Origin of the sequence: Pedobacter sp., from assembly GCF_035566355.1 — a bacterium.
In the GTDB taxonomy this organism is placed as follows: domain Bacteria; phylum Bacteroidota; class Bacteroidia; order Sphingobacteriales; family Sphingobacteriaceae; genus Pedobacter.
In genome coordinates this window covers 1-6,905 of record NZ_DATMRL010000107.1, presented here as the reverse complement: position 1 = coordinate 6,905, position 6,905 = coordinate 1, and the positions used below count along the sequence as shown (strand labels likewise).

At 40.0% G+C, this 6,905-nt stretch carries 4 protein-coding genes and 1 pseudogene; 1 reads left to right on the top strand and 4 read right to left on the bottom strand.

Annotation, left to right across the window (positions count from 1 at the left end):
* The 4 genes and pseudogenes from VNZ46_RS04145 to VNZ46_RS04130 all read right to left on the bottom strand — a co-directional run.
* A pseudogene (locus VNZ46_RS04145) lies at positions 1-351 on the bottom strand (RagB/SusD family nutrient uptake outer membrane protein); the annotation flags it as partial.
* A 2-nt stretch (positions 352-353) separates the two neighbouring features.
* Complete coding sequence (locus VNZ46_RS04140; protein ID WP_325558850.1) at positions 354-3,635, bottom strand: SusC/RagA family TonB-linked outer membrane protein; 3,282 nt, start codon at positions 3,633-3,635, stop codon at positions 354-356.
* A 65-nt stretch (positions 3,636-3,700) separates the two neighbouring features.
* Positions 3,701-4,630 (bottom strand): FecR family protein, encoded by a 930-nt coding sequence (locus VNZ46_RS04135; RefSeq protein WP_325558849.1) that lies wholly within the window; start codon positions 4,628-4,630, stop codon positions 3,701-3,703.
* 15 nt (positions 4,631-4,645) lie between these two features.
* Complete coding sequence (locus VNZ46_RS04130; RefSeq protein WP_325558848.1) at positions 4,646-5,239, bottom strand: RNA polymerase sigma factor; 594 nt, start codon at positions 5,237-5,239, stop codon at positions 4,646-4,648.
* 103 nt (positions 5,240-5,342) lie between these two features.
* Between VNZ46_RS04130 and VNZ46_RS04125 the strand changes: the two genes are divergently transcribed.
* A complete protein-coding gene (locus VNZ46_RS04125) occupies positions 5,343-6,800 on the top strand; it encodes a TlpA disulfide reductase family protein (protein ID WP_325558847.1) in 1,458 nt (485 codons plus the stop codon).
* Positions 6,801-6,905: the final 105 nt, after the last annotated feature.

Sequence of the window (6,905 nt, the reverse complement as noted above, 5' to 3'; positions counted from 1 at the left end):
CCTGGTGATGCCGTTGGTGAGCATATTCCAGTTGTCGGTTACGATAGCGTTATCTGGGGCCCAGGTAAATTCATGCATAGACCTCCATTTCCCACCATCTCCCCAGTCACTTCCACGGGTAGGCAGTAAGGCTTCATCTGTGGTGTATTCCTGCAAGGCAAAAACAGCACCGTGGTCTACAAAAGTTCCCTTGCCCAGTCTGTCATAGGCTGCGGCTAAAGCGCCTGCAGGGCTGGAGGCATCATCACCCAAAACCTCATCCAATACTTTTTCATTGAGTTTTGTACAGTTGCTCAAAAAGAACACACCCAATAAACACAAAATAGTTTTAAATAATTTGTTCGTCTTCATGTTTATAATTTAATAGTTGCGCCAAAAAGAAATGTTTTTGCGGTTGGATAACTGGAATAATCAATACCTAAGGACTGGTTACCACCTGTTGCTTTAGGACTGTTGATCAATGGATCATAACCGCTGTAATTGGTAATAGTCAACAGGTTTTGTCCGGTTACATAGACTCCCAGGCCATGCAGCCATTTCAGTTTATTAATTCTAAAGTTATAGCCCAGGCGGGCGGAGTTTAATCGGATAAAATCTGATTTTTCCAGGTATAAGGTGGAAAGCTGTGGTGAATTTGCAGGATTGGCCCCCGAATCAAAATACTTCACTGCAACGTTTCTGTCGGAAGCGAGATTGTTAATATTTAAGGCATTTAATCCAGTATTGTTCACCAGGTATCCTCCTGTTTGCCCGATAATAGAGAAAGAGAAATCAAAGTTCTTATACGTCATTTGGTTGTTGATACCATAAGTGAATTTTGGTAATGCACCTTGAATGATCACCCGGTCTTTGTTATCAATGACGCCGTCATTATTCACGTCTTTGAAAATATTATTTCCTTTTGCATCAAATCCAATGTGTTCCAGCAGATAAAACGATCCTGCTGCATAACCGCTTTTGTAAATGTTAGCGGCTACTCCAGATTGTCCCGGACCAGATATGGTACCAGACAGAATTTCCGAAACCGGAAGGTTTTTGATCTTATTGTTCAGTGTTGCACCGTTCACATCTACCGACCAGGTAAAATCACGCTGGTCAATCAGTTTTGTACCCAACATAAACTCGAGACCTTTATTGACAATTTTACCGTCAATATTTACCCATACAGTATTGGTAGGACTCAATACTTGTGAAGGAATATTCAGGATGGCATCAGTCGTTGTTTTATTGAAATAATCCAATGTCCCATATAATTTTCCATGCCACAAAGCGAAATCAAGCCCCACGTTGTATTGGGTAACTACTTCCCATTTTAAATTCGGATTTGGTGTCCGTGTCACCGATACTCCATTGACAAGCCCCAGATCGCTGTTCAGGTAATAGCCATCTGTTGGTGAAAGAGCATAGCTGGCTTTGGTGATTTTGTTTTCAACTTCCTGGTTACCAGTCTGGCCCCAGCTGGCCCGTAATTTGAATTCTTCCAGGACAGGAATACTCTTCATAAAATTCTCCTGGGCGATGTTCCAGCCTAAGGCAAATGAAGGGAAGTAACCATATTTATTATTTGCTCCAAAACGAGTTGATCCGTCTGCACGTACAGAGGCGGTTAACAGATATTTATTGTCGTAAGCATAATTAACCCTGGAGAAGAAAGATTGCAGTTCATTTTCCTGGGCAAAACCAAATACCCCGGTTTGTTTACCTGAAAAGGCAGGGTTGTTTTCTGGTAAAACACCCGCATTTGCCCCCGCTATGCCTTCAATATTAAAGCTATTTCCTCCTCTTTCAAATTTCTGATAAGAAAATCCGGCCAGGGCCTCTATTTTGTTTTTTCCAGTCAGCAGACTGTAATTCAGATAATGTTCCAGCAAGGTGCTTTTGGAATTCATATTGTACTGAACATATTTTCCATTGGGGTTAATATCAGTCAGGTTGGGAAAAATGGTTGTTTTTCTTTCCGCCGTAGAACGGTCCAGTCCCAGATTCAGTTTATACTCCAGTCCTTTGGCAATTCTAAAAGAAACATCCATATTTCCCAGTACCCTTAAAGTTCGCGTAATATCCCTGTATACACTGAGCAGATAAGCAGGATTATAATGCGCGTTCATATTGAAGTTGGTATATTTTCCATTGTCATCAAATACCGAACGGGTTGGATTGGCCATCAGCGTATGAATAATGAGCTGACCATTGGATCCGCCATCATCACTTGTCGGAACACCATTGTCTCTGGTTTCACTGGCGGTCAGGTTCACGCCAACTTTTAAACGTTGTTCATCCAGAAAGGATTCAGAAGCATTGATCCTTCCTGAAGTCCGTCTGAAATCACTGTTCTTTACAATGCCTTCCTGGTCCATTTGTGCAGCTGATACATAGTAATTACCAGAATTGGTTTGTCTGGAAAAAGACAAGGAGTTGTTCCTGGTTTGTGCTTTGCGATAAATCACATCCTGCCAGTCGGTATTGCCGCCATGATCGAAGGCTTTATCTTTTATTGCAGCACGGTACTGGTCTGCAGAAAGTACTTTAAGCTTGTGGGCTACAGTTGAAAAACCTATATAAGAATCTGCAGTCAGACTTCCTTCTCCCTTTTTACCTTTCTTAGTCGTTACTATAACCACACCGTTGGAACCTCTTGCCCCGTAAATAGCTGCAGCTGAAGCATCTTTAAGAACGGAAATGGATTCAATATCACTGGTATTTAAGAAATTAAGCGGGTTCTTTGCTTTTGAAGAGCCAAAACCCACGTTCTGGCCACCCGGGCTCACATCGTCATTGGTCAAAGGAACTCCGTCTACCACAAATAAAGGTGTACTCCCGCTCCGGATGGAACCTACACCGCGAATGGTCACATCAACACCTCCACCCGGTTCGCCACTGCTGTTTACCACCCTTACCCCAGCAACTTTGCCTTGTAGCAGGTTATCTGCAGATACCACAACGCCTTGTCTGAAGCTCTTTTCATCCAGCTGGGTTACTGCACCAGTTACATCTTTCTTGGTTTGTTTTCCATAACCAACAATCAGTACTTCACCTAGCTTTGAGGCATCTGGTTCCAGCTTAATCGTCAATAGTGGCCCATCGATATTAACTATTTTGTTCTTGTAACCAATAAAAGAGACCTCCAGTGTTCCGGACCTTACACCTTTAATTTCAAATGCACCGTCTGCATTGGTCACCACGGCATTTTTTGTTCCCTGTTCCTTAACAGTTGCTCCAACAAGGGGGAGATTTTGTTCATCAATTACTTTTCCTTTGATGGACTGCTGGAACTTATGAGCAGCAGCAGGTACTTTCTCTTTTTTATTTTTGCTGATGAGTACCATTTTATCTATAATGGTAAACTTGAAATCTGCTTCTTCCGATAGGTTTTCCAATACTTCCCGGAGCGGTTTAGAATAGGTTACTGCATACGTCTTTTTGTCTGCAATAATGGCTTCACTGTAGCTGAATTTATAGCTGGTTTGCCGGCTCAATTGTAAAAAGATATTTACAAGGGTTTCATTCGTCGAAAGGGTTTTTACAGGCAAGGTATTGTTAACCAGTGTTTTTGCGTCTGTGCTTTGAACAAAGAATAAAGCCAGTGCTAAAAAACATATTTTTTTAAGGTTTAAAAAAGTATATTTATAATGCATATTTAAGTTATTAATTTGTTTGATATCTTAATACTAACCGTGGTTGTTACAGCAACTGCGGTTTTTTAATTACTTACATTTATTTTTTCTCCATAGGGTATTAGTTTTAAGTGAGTGATATAATTGATCTGATCTAGTATAGTCTGAAGTGGTAAACCATTTTTGATGTATAGCGTTATCCTTGTGTTCAGGATCCTTTCATTTTCGGTAGTAAAACATACCCCATATTTAAAGCCAAGCAAGGTAAATACCTTATCCAGTGTAACCTGGTTAAGCTCGATATCTTTCTTATACCAGCTATACAAGGACATATCATCAGTTCTCTGTTTTTTAAGGCCATCTGTGCTTGTAAAAACGGCGTATTCGTTAGGTCTTAAAAATGTCTTTTGCTTTTTAGTGTACACACTCACATGTCCGGTCACTACGGTTACGGTAGATTTGTTATGATCCAGACTGATGTGGAAAGAAGTCCCCAATACCTTTGTTTTGATTTGAGGAGAGGTGATGATAAAAGGATGGGAAGGATCCTTTGCCACCTTAAAAAAGGCATTGCCTTTCAACAGTTCTACGGCTCTGATATTACCGTTAAAATGCTCAGGATACTTAAATGTGGAGTGTGCCGCAAGATAGACCAATGTACCGTCGGTAAGTTTTACAGAATCTGTGACCGATGCCGTAGTCATCAGCAATTCTTTAGGCTGGTTATGTGAAGATTTGAATAAAATGCCCAGACCCAATATCGCTGTCAGTATTGCGGCAATCGCATATTTGTAATACTTTTTGAAAGTACCTTTTATAAGGTCGTCTTTTTTGATGTTTTCGTAAATATGGGCTGAAATATCAACCTTAGAGCCCATCTCCTTGGTATTCCATTTGGAACCGTTGTATTCCTGCTGCATAAAATCATCCAGTAATTTTTTTTCTGCAGATGAAATGGAGGGTTCATTGTTTTTATCTGTGAGATAATCGAGGTAATGTGTGATCTTTTTTGCCATTGTACTTATGTTCGCCTATAAGTACCAACGGGGCCAAAAAAGTACTATCGATAATTGTTGCGATATGATTAAGATATTGTTAACATGCTGGAGTACATAAAGACCTAGTGGGATGATCAGGCCAGGTGTTCCCCCTGCCTGGATTTTTAATTGCTTTAAAGCAGAGGAGATTTGATTTTTTACAGTTTGCTTGGACAGGTTTAGTTCCGTCGCAATCTGTTCTATGCCCATTTCCTTTATTTTACTCATCACAAGAATTTCTTTTCTTTTTTCAGGAAGGCTTTCCAGCAAGGTATAGAGTTTGTCCAGAAGCTCTGTTTCAAAGTTTGGGATATGATCAATAAAATAATCCTCAAATTTCTCTTCTATAATAGTGGTATCAAAACGCTTGTTTCTGTACTCTTTCAATACCTGGTTTTTAGCTGCCCTGAATAGAAAATGTTCTGTAGAGACAATTTGCAGATCTGCTCTTCTCTCCCAGAGGTTAGTAAAAATATCCTGAACAATGTTTTGAGAAATATGTTCGTCACGTGTCATTCTGAAACAAAAAGCATATAGCTTTTCCCAATGTTGGGTATAAATGCTTTCAAAAGTCTTAGAGGTTATCATATGTTAAACATGGGCTAAGATACTTTCGATGTGTTAAGCAGATGTTAGTGATAAAAAAAGAAATAGATTATCCTTACTTTTAATAAACTTAATGCAACTCGTGATGAAACAATTATTGATTCTGATTTTTCTTTTGTGTAGTAATTTAATCTATGCGCAGCAATTGACGGTTTCCATTACCGGGAGTCCTGATTCCGGTCTGCACATCCTGTACCTTGGAAGTGGCCTCCGTTATTTTGCTCAGGAGAAAATCTATACCCTGGATTCAAAAGGGAAAGCCTCTGTTATAAATGACCTGACATCTCCGGCGATGATCAGGCTGGCCAATAATGGGAAATCCAGCTTGGTTTTTCTGGAACCAGGTAAAAACCTGGAGATTTTTATAGGAAAAACGGATGGCAAACGCTCCTTTAAAGCCAAAGGAGCAAACGCTGCAGGTATTGAGTTGCTGCAAAAGATTTCACATCCTTTTTATCAGCAGAAGGCTGCGCAATATTATAAAACAGACAGCTCCATAACAGCAATAAAAAAAGCCATAGCATCAGATATCATAGATGAAATTAAACCCTTTGATTCTTTATTAAGGATTAGAGAGATTGACCCCGATTTCTACAAATACATCCGCACAAATGTCGATTATTACTATGCGTCGGTTCTGGCTACAGTTGTCTTTTCGCAATACCATCTGACTACATTAGATAAAAGCCATCCACGTTATAAAGCAAAGCTTAGGGCGGACTATGAAGCCGAATGGCCAAAGATTTATGAAAAATATCCGCTCAATGCCTCGGCCATGGTTTTTCCTGACTTTTATTATTATGCATTTGATTATACCACCTGGTATCACCTGATGTACCGGGCTCAAAAGGAAGGAAGGTATAACGAAGCGTTCAATGCGGAGAATAGATTTAATAAGACTTATAATGGTTTTGCAGAAAATTTTAGTGGAACTATGCTGGAATATCTCCAGGCAAGATATATCCATGACGAGGCTATGCAAAAGGAGTACGAACCTCAACTCCTGGAGCTCTATGATCGCTTTCTGAAATCTTACCCTAAAAGTCCCTACAAACGTTATTTGAGCCCTTTAATTGAAGATATTCATCATTTTCAACATGCAGCGAGCCAATCCCTACACACAGATCAGGAGCTGCTCGCAAATGTGGATACATTTGATGAACTGGCTGCGAGATTTAAAGATAAGCTTGTTTATGTAGATATTTGGGCCACCTGGTGTGGGCCCTGCAAAGCAGAGTTTGAATACAATCCCGGCCTTCATGAATTTCTGAAGGCAAAACAAATTGAAATGCTCTATATTTCAATGGATAAGCCTGAGGCTGATCAGCAGTGGAAACAGATGATCCGGTACTATGACCTTCGGGGAAAGCATATACGGACTTCCGATTCCCTGAGGCAAGATTTAATGAATAAGTTTTGGGATGGAAAAAGCTACAGTATCCCCCGGTATCTGATCGTTAAAGATGGTAAGGTTATAGAAGCTAATGCCTTGCGTCCAGCGGATAAAGACAAACTTTACCAGCAAATTAGGAAATACTTATAGAAATGAGTTGATTTATCTACGAACTAATCGTAATTTTTTAGTTGGGACTACCTTTATATGCCCTAAAATATAGAACTTTAGGCCTCAACTTATTATCACAAATGA